This is a genomic window from Bacillus luti, assembly GCF_009739945.1.
GTDB lineage: Bacteria > Bacillota > Bacilli > Bacillales > Bacillaceae_G > Bacillus_A > Bacillus_A luti.
Window position 1 is genome coordinate 2381746 of record NZ_CP040336.1, and the last position, 18308, is coordinate 2400053.

General features: G+C 34.8%; 15 protein-coding genes, 2 pseudogenes and 2 other annotated features (1 of these 19 running past the window's edge). Of the genes and pseudogenes, 11 read left to right on the forward strand and 6 right to left on the reverse strand.

Going from position 1 to position 18308, the window contains the following annotated elements:
* The first annotated feature begins 180 nt into the window (after positions 1 to 180).
* From EUC40_RS12120 to EUC40_RS12130, 3 genes are all read left to right on the forward strand, one after another.
* Positions 181 to 1785, forward strand: coding sequence for an ATP-dependent acyl-CoA ligase (locus tag EUC40_RS12120; RefSeq protein WP_156575384.1), 1605 nt, complete (start codon positions 181 to 183; stop codon positions 1783 to 1785).
* Positions 1786 to 1829: 44 nt separating this feature from the next.
* The gene (locus tag EUC40_RS12125) at positions 1830 to 2621 is read left to right on the forward strand and encodes an enoyl-CoA hydratase (RefSeq protein ID WP_156575387.1); all 792 of its coding nucleotides are present in this window, start codon (positions 1830 to 1832) and stop codon (positions 2619 to 2621) included.
* A 122-nt stretch (positions 2622 to 2743) separates the two neighbouring features.
* Complete coding sequence (locus EUC40_RS12130; RefSeq protein WP_149175685.1) at positions 2744 to 4180, forward strand: GntP family permease; 1437 nt, start codon at positions 2744 to 2746, stop codon at positions 4178 to 4180.
* Between the two features lie 537 nt (positions 4181 to 4717).
* On the opposite strand, the pseudogene EUC40_RS12135 reads toward EUC40_RS12130, so the two are convergent.
* Positions 4718 to 4864 (reverse strand): annotated as a pseudogene (locus EUC40_RS12135) (FAD-binding protein); the annotation flags it as partial.
* 172 nt (positions 4865 to 5036) lie between these two features.
* Positions 5037 to 5411 (reverse strand): annotated as a pseudogene (locus tag EUC40_RS12140) (GNAT family N-acetyltransferase).
* A 169-nt stretch (positions 5412 to 5580) separates the two neighbouring features.
* On the opposite strand from EUC40_RS12140, the gene EUC40_RS12145 reads away from it, so the two are divergent.
* The gene (locus EUC40_RS12145) at positions 5581 to 6072 is read left to right on the forward strand and encodes a nitroreductase (RefSeq protein ID WP_156575389.1); all 492 of its coding nucleotides are present in this window, start codon (positions 5581 to 5583) and stop codon (positions 6070 to 6072) included.
* A 215-nt stretch (positions 6073 to 6287) separates the two neighbouring features.
* A complete protein-coding gene (gene entB, locus EUC40_RS12150) occupies positions 6288 to 7697 on the forward strand; it encodes a cell wall-binding protein EntB (RefSeq protein ID WP_156575391.1) in 1410 nt (469 codons plus the stop codon).
* A 51-nt stretch (positions 7698 to 7748) separates the two neighbouring features.
* Here the strand turns inward: entB and EUC40_RS12155 are convergent, their stop codons facing one another.
* Entirely contained in the window at positions 7749 to 8267 is a 519-nt protein-coding gene (locus EUC40_RS12155; RefSeq protein ID WP_156575393.1) for a kinase, read from the reverse strand.
* 112 nt (positions 8268 to 8379) lie between these two features.
* Between EUC40_RS12155 and EUC40_RS12160 the strand changes: the two genes are divergently transcribed.
* The 3 genes from EUC40_RS12160 to EUC40_RS12170 are packed head-to-tail and all read left to right on the forward strand — an operon-like array spanning position 8380 to position 9793.
* Complete coding sequence (locus tag EUC40_RS12160; RefSeq protein WP_156575395.1) at positions 8380 to 8688, forward strand: YfzA family protein; 309 nt, start codon at positions 8380 to 8382, stop codon at positions 8686 to 8688.
* Positions 8689 to 8697: 9 nt separating this feature from the next.
* Complete coding sequence (locus EUC40_RS12165) at positions 8698 to 9234, forward strand: GNAT family N-acetyltransferase (RefSeq protein WP_156575397.1); 537 nt, start codon at positions 8698 to 8700, stop codon at positions 9232 to 9234.
* Positions 9235 to 9268: 34 nt separating this feature from the next.
* The gene (locus tag EUC40_RS12170) at positions 9269 to 9793 is read left to right on the forward strand and encodes a cysteine hydrolase family protein (protein ID WP_156575399.1); all 525 of its coding nucleotides are present in this window, start codon (positions 9269 to 9271) and stop codon (positions 9791 to 9793) included.
* 219 nt (positions 9794 to 10012) lie between these two features.
* On the opposite strand, the gene EUC40_RS12175 is transcribed toward EUC40_RS12170, so the two are convergent.
* The gene (locus EUC40_RS12175) at positions 10013 to 10162 is read right to left on the reverse strand and encodes a hypothetical protein (RefSeq protein WP_156575401.1); all 150 of its coding nucleotides are present in this window, start codon (positions 10160 to 10162) and stop codon (positions 10013 to 10015) included.
* A 141-nt stretch (positions 10163 to 10303) separates the two neighbouring features.
* On the reverse strand, positions 10304 to 11524 hold the full coding sequence (locus tag EUC40_RS12180) for an ATP-grasp domain-containing protein (RefSeq protein WP_156575403.1): 1221 nt from the start codon (positions 11522 to 11524) through the stop codon (positions 10304 to 10306).
* A gap of 130 nt (positions 11525 to 11654) precedes the next feature.
* Between EUC40_RS12180 and EUC40_RS12185 the strand changes: the two genes are divergently transcribed.
* Together EUC40_RS12185 and EUC40_RS12190 are read left to right on the forward strand one after the other, a co-directional pair.
* Entirely contained in the window at positions 11655 to 12752 is a 1098-nt protein-coding gene (locus EUC40_RS12185; protein ID WP_156575405.1) for a YheC/YheD family endospore coat-associated protein, read from the forward strand.
* 272 nt (positions 12753 to 13024) lie between these two features.
* A complete protein-coding gene (locus EUC40_RS12190; protein WP_156575408.1) occupies positions 13025 to 13555 on the forward strand; it encodes a hypothetical protein in 531 nt (176 codons plus the stop codon).
* Positions 13556 to 13805: 250 nt separating this feature from the next.
* On the opposite strand, the gene EUC40_RS12195 is transcribed toward EUC40_RS12190, so the two are convergent.
* Positions 13806 to 14243, reverse strand: coding sequence for a YndM family protein (locus tag EUC40_RS12195; protein WP_001013092.1), 438 nt, complete (start codon positions 14241 to 14243; stop codon positions 13806 to 13808).
* Positions 14244 to 14424: 181 nt separating this feature from the next.
* Between EUC40_RS12195 and EUC40_RS12200 the strand changes: the two genes are divergently transcribed.
* The gene (locus EUC40_RS12200; protein WP_156575410.1) at positions 14425 to 17907 is read left to right on the forward strand and encodes a DUF4020 domain-containing protein; all 3483 of its coding nucleotides are present in this window, start codon (positions 14425 to 14427) and stop codon (positions 17905 to 17907) included.
* Between the two features lie 107 nt (positions 17908 to 18014).
* Positions 18015 to 18251, forward strand: a binding site (T-box leader).
* Positions 18252 to 18305: 54 nt separating this feature from the next.
* Positions 18306 to 18308 (forward strand) — a binding site (T-box leader) (it continues 234 nt past the right edge of the window).

Consider the following 18308-nt stretch of genomic DNA (forward strand, 5'->3'; position numbering starts at 1 on the left):
GACATTTTCTTATAGATACGACATGGTTGCTAATGTTTGTAGCGCAAATGCGACATGTGAGGTTAGAAAAGTAAGGGAGATTACGGAGGAATAAGGGAATAGAGAATGAGTCGATTTTTGGCATGTTTCTTGCTATATAAATAAATAAAAAAGGTTTTAGCAGGAAGGGGATGGAATGCAATGTTGGAAAATCATAGCTTACCGCATTTTATTATGCAAAGTATTGAAAAAACACCAAGTAAAGTGTATTTACAATTTGAAGAACAAAGGGTTACATATGAGGAACTTTATCATCGAATTACAAGAGCCATAGCGGGTTTTTGTGAGCTCGGTATTCAAAAAGGAGACAAGGTTTGTATTATGCTTCATAACACTCCTGAATATCTGGATGTATGGTTTGCTTTATCTTTTATGGGAGCAATTGCAGTGCCTCTGAATGTACATTTAAAAGGAGAAGGTTTGCAGTATATTGTATCTCACTCCGATTGTAAGTTAATTATCGTTGATAAAGAATTTGTTCCTCAAATTTCCTCTTGTTTGACAGTTATACATAGGGACATTCAAATTGTTGCTTACGGAAAAAATGAAAGCGTAGTCATTACGGACGATGGTAAAGAGCGGTTAGTAATCGAATTGAAAGATGTACTACATACAAATAATCATCATCTTCCAACTGAATTTGTTTCCTCCACTTCTATTAACAGTATCCTTTATACCTCTGGAACGACTGGTTTACCTAAAGGGGTCATGTTAAGTCATTCTGCTTATGTAAATTCTGCGCAGTCATTTGCCAACTATATGGTTGGCGCAAGTTCAAAAGATGTTTTATTTACAGCGCTTCCGTTATTTCATATAAACGCTCAGGCTCATACAGTACTCGGAGCTATTTCTTCCAATGCGACGATCGCTCTTGGTAAACGGTTTAGTGCTTCTAGATTTTGGAATGAAATTCGCAGTCATGGTGCAACCATTTTTAATTCTTTAGGATCTATGATTCCTATTCTCTGCAAGCAGGCAGAAAAGGAAAACGATAATGACAATTTAGTAAGGGTAACGGCTTGCGCTGCTACGCCTAAGGAGTTTTGGAAGCCGTTTGAGGAGCGATTTGGCGTTAGGATTGTGGAAGGTTACGGATTAACGGAAACGACGGGTTTTTGTGTAACGAATCCACTTCATGCCAATAAGCCACCTTCTATTGGAAAACCATATTCTTACGTAGAGACGAAGATTGTTAATGAGGATGGAAATGAAGTGCGGACGGGTGAAATTGGAGAGATTTTTATTCGTTCCTTACAGGGACAAGCATTCATGGAAGGTTATTATAAAATGCTTGATAAAACAGAGGAGGCGATGAAGGAGGGATGGTTCCATACAGGAGATCGCGGTTATCTAGATGAGGAAGGTTACTTATATTTTAGCGATAGAATCAAACAGTGTATCCGGAGGCGTGGAGAAAATATCTCCTCTTGGGAAATCGAAAAAGTTGTGAATGATCACCCGAAAGTACTTGAATCCGCGGCCATTGGTGTCCCGTCAGAAGTGGGAGAAGAGGATGTTAAATTATATGTGATTGTAAAGAAAGATGAAACGATGTCCCATGAAGAGGTTATAGATTGGTGTCAAGAACGCATGGCTTATTTTATGGTACCTCGATATGTTCAGTTCAGTGAAACTTTCCCAAAAACTGCGACGGAACGGATTCAAAAGTTCAAGCTGCAGGAGGAAGGAATCGGCAGCGCTTGGGATCGCGAACAGGTCGGTTATGTAATTAAAAGAACGAGTTGATGTGCTAATTTTACCTCATTACATATCGGAAAGAAGGGATTGAATTGGAAAATAAGCGGGTTGTTACATGGTCCAAAGAAAATGGAATCGCGACGATTATCATTGATAATCCACCTGTGAATGTATTAAACGATGCTGTGGTAGAGCAACTGACGATAGCGGTCGATGAAATCGAACGGGATGATGAAGTAATTGTTGTACTTCTAACTGGCGCTGGAGAAAAGGCCTTCGTTGCAGGAGGGGACATAAAATCGTTTCCGGAATGGATTGGGAAAGGGATTGAATATGCGGAGGGAAAATCATTGTGGCTTCAGCATCCGTTAAATAAAATAGAAAGATTGCCGAAGCCTGTAATCGCTGCTATTAATGGATTAGCGCTTGGAGGCGGGTGTGAATTAGCTTTATCGTGTGATTTACGGATTATAGAAGAACACGCCCAAATCGGGCTTCCGGAAGTGAAATTAGGTTTATTTCCAGGTGCGGGAGGAACGCAACGTTTACCACGATTAATTGGAACTGCAAGTGCGAAAGAAATGATGTTTACTGGTGAACCACTCACTGCCGAAGTAGCTTGGCGAGTTGGTTTGGTGAATCATGTTGTTCCGCGTGGCAAAGCGCTGAATCAGGCGAAGGAATTAGCTGTGAAGATGGCTCGGTTTTCCCTTCCTGCATTATCTTTGATGAAGCAATCTATCGATAAGGGAATATCTTCTTCTCTTGAGGAAGGACTAAAAATAGAAGCTGAAAATTTCGGACATGTGTTTCAAACGAGTGATGTAAGAGAGGGGGTGGAGGCCTTTATAGAAAAGAGGGCACCACTCTTTCAGCATAAATAAAAAGCTATAACTATAAATATGCAAAAAAGTAATGCCTGCCTCTGGCAGGCATTACCACAATATATACAAAAAGAAAAGGACACAAAGTTAAAAAATCCATATTATTGAGGGGGATTGGGGTTATGGATTTATTGATTGTATTGTTATCGCTTGGCTTGCTTATTTTTGTGGCTTATCGAGGATTCTCAGTCATTTTATTCGCTCCGTTATGTGCGTTGCTCGCTGTGTTTTTAACAGAACCGGCGAATGTTTTACCATTCTTTTCTAATGTTTTTATGGCGAAGATGGTTGGATTTATAAAATTATATTTTCCTGTATTTTTGCTTGGAGCGATATTCGGTAAAGTGGTAGAAATCACTGGAATAGCAGAAAAAATCGCGAAAATTATTATCCGTTTTATAGGAGTGAAAAGAGCAATTCTTTCCATTGTATTAATGGGAGCGATTCTTACATACAGTGGTGTTAGTTTATTTGTCGCAGTATTTGCGATTTATCCATTTGCGGCGCAATTATTTCGCGAGGCGGATATTCCGAAACGTCTCATTCCAGCAACAATCGCATTCAGCGCATTTACGTTTTCGATGGATTCACTTCCTGGATCGCCCCAAATCCAAAATGTTATTCCAACTACGTTCTTTAAAACAGATATTTATGCCGCTCCTACATTAGGAATTATAGGAGCACTGTTTATCTTTATATGTGGCATGTTGTATTTGGAAAGATGTAGGAAGAAGGCAGCTGCTAAGGGAGAGGGGTACTTCGGAAAAGGTGGTGCTACTTCTGAGATGGCTGCTACAACTAGCGCGCAATTGGTGCAAAATCCGATTGCTTCCAGCGATGTAATTCCAGCTAGTTACTGGATGGCATTTTTACCGCTTGTACTGGTTGGAGTGATGAATAAAGTCTTTACAGAATTCATTCCTGTTTGGTATACAAAGGGATTTGATTTTGCATCCATAGGTTTGAGGGAGTACGGAACAATTGATATGGGACAAGTCGTGGGGATTTGGTCAGTGGAAATGGCACTTCTTATCGGAATATTATCTGCTATATTATTAAACTTCCAAGCGGTAAAAGAACATTTTCAATCAATTACAAGCGTTGGTGTGAGTGGTTCAATCTTAGCAGCTATGAACACTGCAGCTGAGTATGGATTTGGTGCCGTTATAGCTGCGTTACCTGGATTTGTCATGATTCAAAACTATTTAACGGGGACTTTCTCAAATCCTTTAATTAGTGGAGCAGTCATGACGAATATATTGTGCGGGCTGACGGGATCAGGCTCGGGTGGAATGAGTATTACATTAGGTTTAATGGCAGAAAAATATATTGAAGCGGCAGCGAACTTTGATATTCCGTTAGATGTGCTGCATCGTGTAATTGCTATGGCGGCAGGAGGTATGGATACTTTACCTCATAACGGAGCAGTTATAACGTTACTTGCAGTTACAGGATTAACGCACCGGGAAGCTTATAAAGAGATTTTTGGTATTACGATAATTAAGACACTTGCCGTATTCTTCGTTGTTGGAGTGTATATGATGTTTTCTATTGTATAGTAGGGAGGTCAATTAGCTGTTATTAATAACGCAGTCATAATGTCAGATAATGAATAGTGTTAAATACAAACAGCCATCTTTCTATGAGACGATGGTTGTTTGTATGTTTTCAATGAATTTCATACAAAACTCAAATTGTAGATTGAGGTTGAAATATCCCCAACTTTAATTGGTTAAGATGAGTAGGGCTTCCCTGTTAAAATAATAAAGTCGGTAAATTTACTTGTTGCAACAATGCATTTCTTCACATCCATTGCAACAGAACCTATTTTTCTCTTTGATAACAGGTATATCGGGAGTTTACTGATTCATATATCCTTATAAGAACACTTGAAATTTACACGCAACTAAAGGCGGAATATAAGAAAGGTATTATTCGTAGTTATAATTTAGCATTTTTAATGGGGGCTATTATATTTTTTATCGCATTTATTTTTAATGTAAGAAGAGTCTTAATAGATAAGAAAAGAAGTAAAGAAGTAAAGAAGTAAAGAAGTAAAGAAGTAAAGAAGTAAAGGAGTGAAATGTTATATTTCATATTGTTACAGTTCCCTCGTTGTGATCTATTTGTAATTGTTTCATTTCACTTACATCAATTACAATGCCAGCATTACTTACGGATAACGCCTCATAATTATGACGTCCAGAGCGCATACGTATAGGTATGTTATGTAGCCTCGACCAGTAAGTTCAATTTTTTGATTACTCATTTCAATCTTCTCTCCTTTTCACAAAATAACATGTTTTTAATGTGGAAAAGCAGAAAACTTCCCTTTATAAGTAAATGTATAAAGGGAAAGGATTATTCCATTAGAGAAGAAGGCCGTGCTTTATATAAAGCACGGCCTTTCTATAATTATATGTATGTACTTAAAATCTCTCCAGGCAATCCATCAATCTCACAAACTATTTCAGATGCAAAACCGATGTTTAGTAAAATTTTTCGAGAGGGGATATTGTTCGGATCAATAATTGCCTTTAGTACGTTTACATCTGTCTGTTTCGCAATATTCATTAATTTCTTGGCAATTGCACTTCCTTATCTTTGCCCCAGTGCTCCGGCAACAGCATATATCCAATTTCTGCTTCTTTTGCATTTTCCTCATTTACCGTTACATGGTTAAGGAATAGAACGCTCTGTAATTTGCACCATGACTTCTGCGTTTGAAACGAGCTGGAAATATAAGTTGAAATCTGTTGGTTCAAATTTATTGAAATATAGCCTCTTCATAATATTACTCCAAACTAATTTTTAATTATTCTTCAGAAAAGATATATCATAATTTCAATTATAAAAGATTAACAAAGACAATTGTTAATCTTTGGTGGATAGAGTACATACAATTGGTAATTAAGTGGATGTATTATGGTGTAATTACAGAAAAGGGTGAATGATGATTATGAGTTCATTTGAGCAAATGATATATGTCGGTATCATCATGTCTATTGTATTATTCGTATTGATTTTGGGGTCTTTATATTACAATCCTCGTCTTTCGTTAACTGATTATCCGAAAGACATCCAGAAGAGAGTATTTCCGAAAACAATCAATGAAAAAAGGCAAACGATTTACTTTAATGTTGTATACTATACGATTCTCTTTGGTACGCCTTTTATCTCTACATATATATTGCATCAACAAGAAAAATTATTGTATATGGATGCTTATTTACATACTTTTGGCATGTTAATGATTTTCAATTTAGTAGATTTATTAATAATTGATTGGTTTATTTTTTGTTGGATTACCCCGAGATTTGTGGTTATTCCTAGTACGGAAGGTATGAAGGGATATAAAGATTACAAGTTTCATGTAAGAGGGGCTATCGTAGGTACTTTGTTTTTAGCGATTGTAAGTTTATTTTTGGCAGGAATTGCGACAACTATTTAGTGTGAAGACGGACATGAAACGTTTATAGAAGATAAGGAGACTTATAATATATAGAATTAGAAATAAGAATTTGATAGTATTGGAGTAAGAAGTCTTAATAACAGTATATTAAGTCGTATTAATATACCTGTTGCAAATGTTTTGGTATGATATTAAATTTTATTATTTTTACGAAAGCATTTGATAGAATTCAAAAAAATATAATGGAGGCTAATATGAAAAAAGTAATTGGCGCAGCAACAGCAACTGTTTTCGGATTGGGAGCATTTACTACAACTGCTACCGCAGAAACAATCGTAATAGCAGATGTACTCAACGTACGTGAAAAACCGACTACGGAATCAAAAGTTGTCGAAAAAGTAAAAAACGGGGAAGAATTAAAAGTCATAAATACTGAAGATGGCTGGTCAAAAATTGAGTTGAATGGTAAAGAAGTATTTGTAAGCTCAGAGTTTACTAAAGATATTTACCATGTAACAGCAGATTTGTTAAATGTACGTTCTGAATCGAACACGGAATCAGAAATTCTTGGCAGATTGAAAAAAGATGATGTAATTGAATCAACGCATCAAGTAAAAGATGGATGGCTGAAATTTGAGTATAAAGGAAAAACAGCTTATGCAAATGTTTCTTTCTTATCAAGTACAGCACCAGTTGAAAAAAAGGCTGAAGAGAAAACGAAGCAAGTAGCTAAAGTACAAAAAACGGTTAAAGCTAAGGAAGAAGCTAAAACACAGAAGGTAACAAAGGCAAAAGAAACAAAGGCAAAAGAAACAATTAAACCTAAGGAAGAAGTGAAAGTACAAGAAGTAACAAAGTCTAAGGAAGAAGCGAAAGTACAAGAAGTAGTAAAACCTAAGGAAGAAGTGAAAGTACAAGAAGTAGTAAAACCTAAGGAAGAAGTGAAAGTACAAGAAGTAGCAAAGTCTAAGGAAGAAGTGAAAGCACAAGAAATAGCCGAAGCTAAGGAAGAAGCAAAAGCACAAGAAATAGCCAAAGCTAAGGAAGAAGCAAAAGCACGAGAAATAGCAAAGGCGAAAGAAGAAGCAAAAGCGCAAGAAATATCCAAAGCGAAAGAAGAAGCAAAAGCAAGAGAAATAGCCAAAGCTAAGGAAGAAGCGAAAGCACGAGAAATAGCAAAGGCGAAAGAAGAAGCAAAAGCGCAAGAAATATCCAAAGCGAAAGAAGAAGCAAAAGCAAGAGAAATAGCCAAAGCTAAGGAAGAAGCGAAAGCACGAGAAATAGCAAAGGCTAAGGAAGAAGCAAAAGCAAGAGAAGAACTAAAAGCAAAAGAAGAGTCTAAAAATAACACTCAGTCTGCTAAACGTGAATTAACGGTGGTGGCGACAGCATATACGGCTGATCCAAGTGAGAATGGTACATATGGTGGACGTGTTTTAACTGCGATGGGGCATGATTTAACGTCTAATCCGAATATGAGAATTATCGCAGTAGATCCGAAAGTAATCCCATTAGGATCTAAAGTATGGGTAGAAGGTTACGGAGAAGCAATCGCTGGTGATACGGGAAGTGCTATTAAAGGCAATCGTATTGATGTTTTAATGGGTTCAAAAAGTAAAGCGATGAATTGGGGAAGACAAACTGTTAAAGTGAAGATTCTATAATAAATCTAGAATATAACATAATGAAAATAAGACTGACATATTCTGTCGGTCTTATTTTCGTACCATGACATCATTAAGAATCGCATCAAATATATCTTTTTGCGTTAAGTCATCTGTAAAAATAGTTTCCCTAGCAACTTCAATTGTATCGTGCGGATTATACCATTTTTGTAGGGAATCCTCACCAAATTCATTCCGCTTTTCTCTTGTGTTATGTCGTCGAATCGTTTCTTTTAACGATAAATCAAAGTAATATGTATACGCGTTTCCTTCAAAATAATGTATTAATTCTTTCAGCATTTCACCATACCTATGACTGTTTAAAATACCTTCTAAAATAACAAACTTACATTTTCCTTTTCCGTACTTTGTAATTTCAAATAGTAAATCATGTGATAAATTACCCATCGTGTCGTGTACTTTAAGCATATCTCTACGCACGACATCTTGTGAGACTAAAAGTGTACCTTGTCCGAAATGTTCTTGTAGTTCTTTTGCGATTGTTGTCTTGCCACTTGCGGAGTTTCCTCTAAGGATAATTAATGTTGATGTTAGTATAGGATGTGACATAATATATTATTTCCTCCAGTTTCTTTCTGAATTTTATTGTATAGAAAATTTTAACAAATTAAACAAAGAAAGTGTATAATCAATATGTTGGAAATATAAAGGAGGGAGCTAAATGGGAGAGAAATTAAAAAAAGCACAACCTATATGGAAACGAACGTGGTTTCGCTATCTAGGGGCATTTTTAATTGTGCAATTACTATTTATTATTTGTGAAATGACTGCATGGGCACCAAACTTCAGACCTGGCGGAGAATTTTTTAATAGAATATTAAACTCTCAATTTTTCACAGAATGGTTCACACTCTATACAATCCCGCAATTTAATGTATTTACAGTGTTTTTTGCGATTACATTATTACCGTATGCAGTGATAGGTGCAATTAAAGATTTAACATTAAGAAAACATATAAATGAACAATAGAGGTGTTTTATGCTATTTCAAAAAGGAAATGTATCAGTTAGGTACGTAATAGAAGATGATGCACCTATCATTTCCAAATGGTTATCAGATCCAGAAGTCCTGCAGTATTACGAAGGACGAGATAATCCGCAATCTGTAGAACAGGTACTGGATCATTTTATACATAATCCAAATAGCCATGAAAAAAGGTGTTTAATAGAATTTGATACCGTTCCGATTGGTTACATACAAATGTACCCAGTAGATGCTGAATGGAAAGCGTTATATGGGTATGAAGAATCGCATAATGTATGGGGAATGGACCAATTTATCGGAGAACCGGCCTATTGGGGGAAAGGAATTGGAACTAAACTTGTTCAGGCAGCAATTACATATATTATGGAGAATGAGGAAGCAGAAGCAATCGCAATGGATCCTAAAGTAAATAATGAACGTGCGATAAAATGTTACGAAAAATGCGGATTTAAAAAAGTGAGGATTTTAAAGGAACATGAATTGCATGAGGGGAAATTAGAAGATTGCTGGATGATGGAATATAAACAATAATAATAGCTTATATAAACAAAGGGGGATGCGTGAAATGAAAAATGCATTAATCGTAATTGATGTACAAGCAGGTATGTATACAGCAGGAATGCCAGTACATAATGGAGAAAAGTTTTTAGAAACATTACAAGAGCTTATAGGGGAATGCCGTTCAAATGATATTCCGGTTATTTATGTACAGCATAACGGGCCGAAAGACCATCCTTTGGAAAAAGGTACAGATGGCTGGAAAATCCATGCGGCAATTGCTTCACAAGATGGGGACAGTATCGTTGAAAAGACGACGCCAGATTCATTCCATAAAACAAATTTAAACGAAGTATTACGAGAAAAGGGAATTGAGCACGTTATTATTTCAGGCATGCAGACGCAGTACTGTGTGGATACGACTACACGCAGAGCGTTTAGCGAAGGATATAAAGTAACGTTAGTAAGTGATGGACATAGTACATTTGATACTGAAGTGTTACGTGCTGAAGATATTGTGAAGCATCATAACTTAGTATTTGGGGCGTTTGCTGATGTTGTTGCATTAAAAGATTTGAAAGTGGAAGCGTAAGTGGGAAAGCGGCTGCCTGTAAAAGAATGGCCGCTTTTTTTATCCCGCTTTAATGGGCAGTAAGACCCCCACCTCAAAATTCAGCGAAAGCAAAGAAGTTAGGTGGGGATCAACTGCCCATAAAAGTCCGATTGGTGAAGGCTAATAATCAGTGGGGGATGAAGAAACCCCCCACTGATTAAAGTTTCACTTTATTTGAAATCAAGTTGTCGAAGTGAGTCAATAAATCGATTTGATTGATCCTAATGATTGAATGAAAATTACACATATTGTACCAGTCGCATAAATATTTATTAAATCGCTTGAAATTAATAAATAAGTTAACGCAACGTACGGCATTAATGGAAGTTTCGCTGGTGTATATCCCATATAAAAAAGCTCAATTCTCATATAAAAATAGATGAGGGGTGAGCTTTTTATGCTGAATAATGACAGATTATAATAATTAGAGTTATAAGAGATAGGATGTTTAGTATATTTTTAGCTGTTGGTGTATATATGTTGTATTTATTATTTTTGGATTTCAAATGAAATTTCTTTAGCTGCTTCTAAAGCTATTTTTTTAGCTTCTGTTTTAAAATAGGCCGCTGCTATAACGTATCCATATCGATGTCCCATTGATGTAGGTGGTTTTAGAAAAGTTCCTTTTTTAGGTTTTATATAAACTTTCTCTATACCAGGATATCTAGAACTACGGTTTTTCCCTGTAACTCGAATTAGCTTTCCTTTAGATTTAACTGTTAGGTAATGAGCATACACATATTTATGATGTTTTTTATTTAGTGAAGGTTTATTTCCTAACATTAATCGAATAGTTTCTTGTACTAAGTTGATTCCATGCCCAATTTCAATTATGTCATTCATTGCTCCACCTGATATTCTGGGGTTTATCTCAATTAATTTCCAAACATCTTTTATTCTCCGGAGTTCTAGATGACAAGCTCCATTTTTCATATCAAAAGCCTGAATAACAGAATTAACTGCATTGAAAAGACTATTGTATAGTCTTTTGTCTACCTGTCCTAGTAAAGAATAACCAGTTACGATAAAGCGCTCAAAAAGGGTGATTTCTTGTTCAATTACTGCTATAATATGGACCTTTCCATTTTGAACTAAAATTTCGACTAAGTACTGAGGTCCATCTATATATTCTTCAAGTAGAATTTCTTCATTGGGTAACTTCTTCAAAAGACTTTGTATAGATAAAATTAATTGATCTTTATCTTTTACTAATAATACATCTTTTGATCCTGTTGATTTAGGGGATTTCACAATAAGAGGGAATTTTATCTTATTAGTTTTTGTTAAAAAAGATGATAATGATTCTGTTGGATTATAAATTAAATAGTTGAGTGAGATTGGTAAATCTTTCAGTACATTACGAGTTAATATTTTGTTTTCCATATGATGGATAGCTTTAGTAGATACAATATTTGAGCAAAATTTTTCTGATAAACGTGCAGCCACATAAACATAAGGGTCAATAAAACTAAAGATCCCTTTTATGTTTTTGCCTGATTTATTTAATTTTTCAATTGTTGTAATTAAATTATCATAATCATTTATATCAGTGAAAATCATCTGATGTACATCAGGGAATATAGTGCGTTCATTAATAAATTTTGTTTTTTTAGTTAATAAAACAGTAAAGAAATTAAGTTTTTCAGCTGCTTTGATTGCTTCCCTACTTGATCCCGATTTATTTGTTTCAATGAAAACGATAGTATCCATTTTATGTCACCTTAACCTTTATCATTTATCATTTTATAAAACCTCAGATTTATTATTTCTATAGGTAGAGTATTAAAATGAGGTTAAGCTTGTTCTGGTTTTTTCGAAAAATGGTTGAATGCGGGAGAACGTGAATATATATATAATGAATTTGATATTTGTTTTGAAAAAGACCTTTAGAAAGAAGGGAAGAAGAACTGACATGACTATAATTGGTATGCTTCATCATCGGAAAGATCCGAATGACGTAAAGAAAGCATATACTTACGCTGCTGTAGCTAAAGCTGAAGGTGTGGACTTTTTTTATTTTACTTTAGGGAAGGTAAATATAGAAACGGAGAAGATTTTAGGTAAAGCTTATGAAAATGGTAATTGGGTTGAACAAGAATTTTCTTTTCCAGATGTTATTTATAATGCAAGTGTTCATATTAGTGATAAAAATCAGCAAATCTATGATTATCTACATGCAAAAGTTCCTTTTACAAGTCATTCAATTGGAAATAAATTAAGTGTGTATAACAGAATAAATAGAGCAAAAAAATTTAAGCAATATCTTATTCCTTTTTATGAATTAAATGATGTGAATACGTTTTTTGACATGATTAATCGTTATGAAAAACTTATTATTAAACCAATTTCTGGACATCAAGGTAGTGGTATTGTTTTCATTGAAAAAAATGGGATGAATTACAGTATGAATGAGTCAGAACAAATTTCATCTATTAATCAAAAACAATTACGGAGCTTTATATCTGATAAGATTCAGGAGCAAGGATACATAGTTCAACAGTTTATTTCATGTCAAATGAAATCTGGTCATGTTTATGATTTTCGATTGCATGTTCAAAGAAATGGGGAAGGCAGGTGGGTTGTTACTTCTATATTCCCGAGAATAGGTCCATTAGGAAGTATTGTATCAAATATGGCTAAGGGTGGTTATAGTACTTATTTAGATGTTTTTTTAAAAGCGGAGTTTGATGACGATTGGTATAATATGAAAAGGTATTTAGAACGATTTGCAGTAACTTTTTCTAATCATTTTAATTCTTTATTTAAGGATGTATTATTTGATGAGTTAGGAATTGATGTAGGGATTGATAAAGATCAAAAATTGTGGTTATTTGAGGTGAATTGGAGACCAGGGGTACCTAATATATTTAATCTCGAATTAGATGTAGCTAGAAATTTAATTCACTATGCTAGATATTTGGCTGATAAATCTAAATAAGAAAAGGAAAGTAGAAAAATAAAATGAAACCTTTATATACCAATGTTTCTACTAATCTCTCTTTCTATATCTCCTATAAGATTATTCTCCATGCGTCCCGAAATTCAGCGGATGCTGGACTACCGTCGAGTCGACGTACCTCATACGAGCAAAATACCGGAACCTGATCATACATCCTTCATTGTGGACGGGGGCACATATTTATAAAAAAAATACGCTTGTCCAATCCATTATCATTCTCCAGTCATTTAATATTACAAAGGGGGGAGAATATGGAAAACAATGAAAAAATCACGTTTCGATTTGTAAAAAAAGATGGAGAAGAAATGAATTTGGGAAATCTTGCTGATAAACGAAAAATTGTCATTGTCATTAATAATCAGATTACATTTGCACCGAATACAACACAAATTGCCAGTGGGGCCGGACAAAACAGTGCGGCAGGAAGTAATGCAGCAATTGATTCATCGAATACAAGACAGCAACAAACGGTGGGCGCTGGAGGCGAAGCCATAAATAAGGGAATTAGTGGGGACCAGATTGAACCGCATAAAATGAAAAAAGAAACTTCGGAAGAAGAGGAAGAACTTGTAATTATCATCAATAATCAAATCAATAAAACCCGTAAGGAACAGGCTAGTGCTACTCAAGTGGCAAGTGGTGGTGGAGATGACAGTGCAGCTGGAACCAACGCTGCTATCGAAAGTTCTAATACTAAACAGCAACATGCAGTGGGAGGCGGAACGGATAGTTCGGCAGAAAATACAGGTGAAGAAGGCGACCAAATAGAAAAATGTGATTAAAGAAAAGGGCAGAATCTGGATTTTCGGATACAGATTTTGCCCTTTTCTTTAATTAGTTATTACAGTTAAGGTAGTTTTACTCTTGATAAACACTTTTTTAGATGAGTTAGCACAACATGTTCATCAACCTAAGCATTTAATCACACCTCAAAACAAAAGATGTACATTTTCTCTTGGAGACGGCCATTTATTCGTTGTGGGGTATTTGCTTTTTTTAGCTTGATGGCGATGTAGTTCCTTCATCAAAACATTACTTCTTCTTATTTTTATCCAAAACATTTTGTTCTTCCGCAAATTCCGTGCCATATGCAAAGCGGCGATTAATATGAATATTATCGTTGTTGTGCCTTGTGTGTGAATTAGAAAAGCGATGAACGATTACTTCCGATAATGTAAAGACAATTGCAGATAGAATACTGCCCCATGCAATTTGCATATAGTTGTCTAATAAAATATTACCGAAAATCCATACGCTTAAATATGTTAGTAAGAAATCTGACATAATGGCACCATTATTGCCAATTCGCTCTAAAATAATTTTATCAACGAACATATAAGATACAATTGTAACGAAGAGACTGAACGAAATAATTTGAACAAACGTTGCAGGGAAAAACAAAGCGAGTCCAATGCTAAAAGCGATGATGCACGATATAAATTTGATAAGTACTACAGTAAAACCATTCAATATTTACACCTCCGATTTATACATAGTTTTGCAATAAATTCAGGAGTTCATACATTGTAACGAATTTATTTAAATAAAACTTTTTCATGTCGTTGTTTTTGTCTAAATATTATAAAAACAACAAAAAAATGTTATAGTAAAATGAGAGCATATGACATTTTTAGGTAAGGGGGAATCCGGGATGTGGATTACTTCAGAAGTAGAAATTCCAGATGAGTTAATTGATCATCTTGAACATGGGAAGTTAGTGTTATTTGTTGGAGCAGGAGTTTCTATGCAAGGGAAATCAAACTTACCAAATTTTGATGATTTAGTTGATGAAATTGCAAAAAAGTTATACGTTGAAAAACGTGAAATCACTGAACCACATGATTATTATCTTGGTAAAATTGCGAAAACGAAAGACGTACATCAAGTTGCGAGAGATGTTGTTCATATAGAAAAATCAAAACCAAATCCCCTCCATTATGCAATTCCAAGGTTGTTTCCTTTAGATACAGATGTCCGTATTGTGACGACAAACTTTGATCAACATTTTACAACTGTAAGTAAAGAAATGAATAGGGAGATAAATGTTTATTACGCACCAGCTTTACCGACAGGGAGAGCGTTTAAAGGACTGGCATATATACATGGCAATGTAGAACAGGAGAAAGAAGCTTTAATTTTAACAGATGGTGATTTTGGAAGGGCTTACTTAACGGAAGGATGGGCGAGAAGGTTTTTAGTTGATTTATTCTCGAATTATACCGTGTTATTCGTTGGATATAGCCACAATGACCCAGTAATGAAATATTTAGCGACTGGTTTACCACCAAGTACAAGGCGTTATGCATTTGTCGCACAAGGGGAAAATACATACCACTGGGAGCATTTAGGAATCAGACCGATTGTGTATCCAAACAAAGCGAATAATCATCAGTCCCTCGTCAAAGCCGTGAAGCGATGGGCGGAATTAATGGGCGATAATTATATTACAAAAAGAATGCGCATTCGGGATATTGTAACAGTGCCACCATCAGTAGAGCAGGAACAATTATCGTACATAAAGCAGTCAATAAAGAAAATTGAAACAGTTCGTTACTTCGTTGAATTTGCACGAGATTATGAATGGGTGGACTGGCTTGAAGCAGAAGGGAAATTACGAAATTTATTCTTGCTCACATCAAACTATAACGAGGTAGATGAATTACTTGCGGAGTGGTTAGTAGAGCAATTTCTTTTTAGTCATCAAAAGGAACTATTTCAACTTATTTATAAAAATCACTCCAAAATATCCCCATTATTATGGCGAACAATTTGTCGCTATTTAAACGAAATGAAAATAAAGATGGATCCGTTGTTGTTTGCAAGGTGGACACTCCTTTTATTAGAAACAGCTGAAAAAGATAGTAGCTCTATTGAAACTATTTCATATTTACTACAAAAATGTTCTTTTCCTGAGCATAAAGAAATTGCATTATTGTTACTAGCGTTTATTCTAGACGGGAAACTTAAATTAAAGCGTGTAAGAAAGTGGGGAAATGATACGCAAGAATCAATAGAACTCGAGGAATCGAGTCGTATACCAGTGTCTACGTTTTCTCATGTGGAGAAAATTTGGGATGAGAAAATGCGACCGCATATTTCGTATTACGCTGTTCCAATAATGATTATGGGATTAGAGAAGATGCGACTGTTGTCATTAAGACAAACAGCTCTGAAAAAAAGAGATAGGGAAAGTGAAGAGAAAGAATTTCATCAAAATGATCTTGCATTTTTAATTCAAATTGTAAAAGAGTGTTTAACTTATTTATGTGAAAACGATGAGAAAAAAGCGAATTATTATATTACAGAAATGATAGAAACGAATAGTGTACTTCAAAAGCAAATTGCAATTGATGCGATGAATAAAAATATATTCGTTAGTGCAGATGACAAAATGAAATGGTTGTTACATGAAGGGCTTCTTTTAGATTTCACGTATAAACACGAAGTTTTTCAACTTTTAAAAAGGCAGTATACACATTCTTTAGAAGAAACAAAGGAAGAAGTCATTAAAACGGTATTGAAACACCTTACAGAGGAAAGGGCATTTGATGTATGTCTCGTCTTAGATTTATTATTCATATGCGATTCGAACAGTCCATCTACAGCAAAAGGGTATGAGCTAATGAAGCAAAAGCATCCTCACTTTCATTCTGATCGATACAGTGTACAAAAGAAAGAGACTACAGAACAAAGTATTACTTGTAATGTGACTGCGGATGGTTTACTGCAATTAAAAGATGATGAAATTATGAAGCAAGTTCGGCAATTTTCTCAAGATGGTGTTTTCGAGCAACGACATTTTTTAGAGATGTTATCTAAAGCATGTAAATTGAATACAGAGTGGAGTATTTCATTCGCATATCAATTAGTAGGTGTGCATGAAATAAGTAATGAAGTATGGTTTGTTTGTATTAGAGAGTGGCGAAATAACAGGGAGCTGACAAATGAGCAAATCCAAAAAATTATTCCGCTATTGCAGAAATTTGTTAGAAATACAGCTTTCCATTGGTTAATTAGTAGTTTTCTATATGAAATTAGCAATCGATTAGAAGAGTTAGAAGAGAATAGTATACGAGTTGTAAAACGTTTTGCTTTTTCAGTTTTTCCTCAAGTTATGAAAAGTAATACGGATTTTAAGCTTGGAAAACAGGACTTTTACAATGAATCGATTCAGCATCCTGTTGGAAAAATGACAGCTGTATTATTAAAACTGTTATCATATGATCATTTATACGATCGTAATGTGTATGAATATTTATTTTTATTTGAAGAGCAAGTAAGAAATAGTTCAGAACGGACGAACTTTATGTTTGCTCGTTTAATAGCAGATATTACATTTTTATATCATATAGAGAAGCAATGGTGCCGAAAATATTTGTTACCTTACTTAGATTTAAAGAAGGAAAATGAGATTACGAAATATGCGTGGGCAGGTTTATGTTACACGCAAATTAATTTACCGTTATTTACAGAGATGAAGCGATTTATTAAGTATGCGGTAGAACATTTGGAAGTTTTGCATCCGCATACACGAGAAGCTTTCTTGAAGTGGCTTAGCTTTGTATTTATTAAATGCGTACTGTACTGGGAGCAAAAAACAGATTGGTTATACCCGTTACTCATGCAAGGAAACGAAGAGAATAAAATTACGTTTATGCAGCATGTATGCTATTACGTCAAAACATTAAGTGCAAAAGAGCAGCAAAAATTTTGGACGGCTTGGCTCAGTGTATTTTTGCGAGAACGGCCAAAAATGGGAGAAATAACAACGAGAGAATATGTAATGCTTTTACGCATTATTTTATACATGGATGAGATTGTAGAAAAAGGATTAGGTATTATATCTCGTACATTTTTAGATGTGAATGGAAAATGTACGGGGGAGGAAATGAAGCAGTTATTTAGTGAAATACTAGATAAGAATGAAAAGATAAAAGCGCATAAAGAAATGTATGCAAATGTGTTTTTTATTTTACTACAAACATGTCAGGAAGCCGATTTTTTTGAAAGTGAAATCATACAAATTAAAAAACAATTAATCGAGTATGAAGTAGATAAACGTGTATTAAATTTAATAGAAAATGAGATAATTCGTATCGGAATTGTAATGGGGAATTCACAAAAGGAGTTATAGGTTGAAAGTGGAATTTAAAAAAAAAAATAAAAAGTTGTTGACAGTGTTTTGAAAAGCGTTCTATAATACGAATCATACTTATTCAATTTCAAAAACATTTGAATAAACAAAGTGCAATGAAGAGATCACAGTAGTGGTTAGTCTTACTGTAACAGAGAGCTGGTGGTTGGTGTGAACCAGTACAGGGATAATCATGAATTACAGTCTTGGAGCATCTTTTTCGTAGTAAAGATAGTTTTATCTTTATGAAGGAAAAGCGGTCAATTGATCGTTAACAGTGAAGAGAGGTAGACGGAAAGATGGTCTGCAACTAGGGTGGTACCGCGATAAATATCGTCCCTACTGATTTATTCAGTAGGGACTTTTTGTATTTCAGTGGTCCAACTTGAAAATAAAATAGT

Excerpts from the sequence above, each read along its gene's own strand:
- EUC40_RS12120 (WP_156575384.1), top strand. The coding sequence starts at position 181 with ATGTTGGAAAATCATAGCTTACCGCATTTTATTATGCAAAGTATTGAA.
- EUC40_RS12130 (WP_149175685.1), top strand. The coding sequence starts at position 2,744 with ATGGATTTATTGATTGTATTGTTATCGCTTGGCTTGCTTATTTTTGTG.
- EUC40_RS12145 (WP_156575389.1), top strand. The coding sequence starts at position 5,581 with ATGAGTTCATTTGAGCAAATGATATATGTCGGTATCATCATGTCTATT.
- entB (WP_156575391.1), top strand. The coding sequence starts at position 6,288 with ATGAAAAAAGTAATTGGCGCAGCAACAGCAACTGTTTTCGGATTGGGA.
- EUC40_RS12155 (WP_156575393.1), bottom strand. The coding sequence starts at position 8,267 with ATGTCACATCCTATACTAACATCAACATTAATTATCCTTAGAGGAAAC.
- EUC40_RS12160 (WP_156575395.1), top strand. The coding sequence starts at position 8,380 with ATGGGAGAGAAATTAAAAAAAGCACAACCTATATGGAAACGAACGTGG.
- EUC40_RS12165 (WP_156575397.1), top strand. The coding sequence starts at position 8,698 with ATGCTATTTCAAAAAGGAAATGTATCAGTTAGGTACGTAATAGAAGAT.
- EUC40_RS12170 (WP_156575399.1), top strand. The coding sequence starts at position 9,269 with ATGAAAAATGCATTAATCGTAATTGATGTACAAGCAGGTATGTATACA.
- EUC40_RS12175 (WP_156575401.1), bottom strand. The coding sequence starts at position 10,162 with ATGGGATATACACCAGCGAAACTTCCATTAATGCCGTACGTTGCGTTA.
- EUC40_RS12180 (WP_156575403.1), bottom strand. The coding sequence starts at position 11,524 with ATGGATACTATCGTTTTCATTGAAACAAATAAATCGGGATCAAGTAGG.
- EUC40_RS12190 (WP_156575408.1), top strand. The coding sequence starts at position 13,025 with ATGGAAAACAATGAAAAAATCACGTTTCGATTTGTAAAAAAAGATGGA.
- EUC40_RS12200 (WP_156575410.1), top strand. The coding sequence starts at position 14,425 with ATGTGGATTACTTCAGAAGTAGAAATTCCAGATGAGTTAATTGATCAT.